Genomic DNA, 1,429 nt, shown 5'->3' with positions numbered 1-1,429 from the left:
GCTGATGACAGTATACAGGTCAATTCAGAGACAGGCAAGTAAATCAGTATTTTGATAATTTATGAGGTCAACAACATAGTATCTTTATTATAAGCATAGAGGATGTACTAATGAGTATAATTAAAACTAATGCTTCATGAATGCCAATTAGAAATACAACTGTAGGATACGTTGGAAGTAGAGGGACAGGAACAATAGGAACATAACGGTCTTTAAAGGAATCTTTGGCCCTAGAGATCGGTGAAAACCAATTTATGTATATGGGTTATATCGCTCTGCCCATTTGAAAAAGTGGAGGTGTGTGTAAAATTGACAAAAATAGCAATGATAATAGCATGTGGTAGAAACCAAAAGTTATTAGATCTTATAAAACAGATAATTAGTACAAAATCCGAAGATATATTATTAGATTGTATGTATTTGTTTGACGATAAACTTAAAATGTGTAACGGATGTGCTCAATGCTTTATTGACGGAAATTGTCACATTGATAAATCGGATAATATGAATGAATATAAGAATAGGATGATGCAAGCCGATATCATCTTGCTTTTAACAACATCATATTTAGGAAATATATCAGGCATCTCAAAGGCGTTTATAGAGCGTTTATCAGGGTGGTTTCAATTATTTATTTTGCTTGGAAAAAGAGGGGTTCTATTAGTTGTAAATGATAATTATTCTAGTCAGTTACCTGTTTTATACTTAAAAAATATTTTTTATCACTTAGGTATAGATGTAATATTATCCAAATCATTTAGCATAAAAACATTTGAAGATTACTGTCAGACAGACTTGTGGAAAGAGATTACAAATATATATTATAAAAATGAAATAATCAGTGAATATTTAAATGAAATATTTGTTAAGGTAAAAGGGATAATTTTGTCTATGGATAGGAATAATTATAAAAAAATTTGGTGGGAACAAAGAGAAATGATTGATTGTAAATCTATATATGATGTTTTGAATAAATTGGAGCTGTAATAATCAAGCGTTTTTAGGGGGACGAAATGAAAAAAATATGTGCAGTTATAGGAGTTGAATCAAAAAAATCACTAAATTTTTTTGCGCTGGAATGTTTTTTACAGAAATGGCAAGAGAAAGAAGATATATTATGTAATATTATTATGCTAAAAAATAATACGCTGGAATACTGTGATGAATGTGGTCATTGTCTGATTCATAAACGGTGTTACAAAGAAAACAATGATTTATTAAAAAAGTATATAGATGAAATTGAAAGAAGTGACATATTAATTATATCTACTCCTGTTTATGCAAATAACTTATCAGCTAGACTTTTGAACTTTGTTAATAGAAGTAGGTATTTGGCCGAAACTCAACAGTTATGCAAATTCCGGCTCATCTGACCACGCATTCCGCTAAGAACTGATCAGTCTTTCCGGATGTAACTGAACGCGTTTCC

The 1,429-nt window shown here is 30.2% G+C and carries 2 protein-coding genes; both read left to right on the top strand.

The window, feature by feature from the left end:
• The first annotated feature begins 309 nt into the window (after positions 1–309).
• Positions 310–987 (top strand): flavodoxin family protein, encoded by a 678-nt coding sequence (locus tag NSA57_RS19410; protein ID WP_257465850.1) that lies wholly within the window; start codon positions 310–312, stop codon positions 985–987.
• Positions 988–1,013: 26 nt separating this feature from the next.
• Positions 1,014–1,373, top strand: a complete 360-nt coding sequence (locus NSA57_RS19405; RefSeq protein WP_257465849.1) for an NAD(P)H-dependent oxidoreductase — start codon at positions 1,014–1,016, stop codon at positions 1,371–1,373.
• The last annotated feature ends 56 nt before the right edge of the window (positions 1,374–1,429 follow it).

It is taken from the genome of Blautia caecimuris (assembly GCF_024622975.1).
Lineage (GTDB): Bacteria > Bacillota > Clostridia > Lachnospirales > Lachnospiraceae > Blautia_A > Blautia_A caecimuris.
The sequence above is the reverse complement of the archived record's forward strand: the minus strand, read 5'-3'. Positions and strand labels throughout refer to the sequence as shown.

Bases quoted from the DNA above. Each gene is read 5' to 3' on its own strand.
- NSA57_RS19405 (WP_257465849.1), top strand. From the start codon at position 1,014: ATGAAAAAAATATGTGCAGTTATAGGAGTTGAATCAAAAAAATCACTA.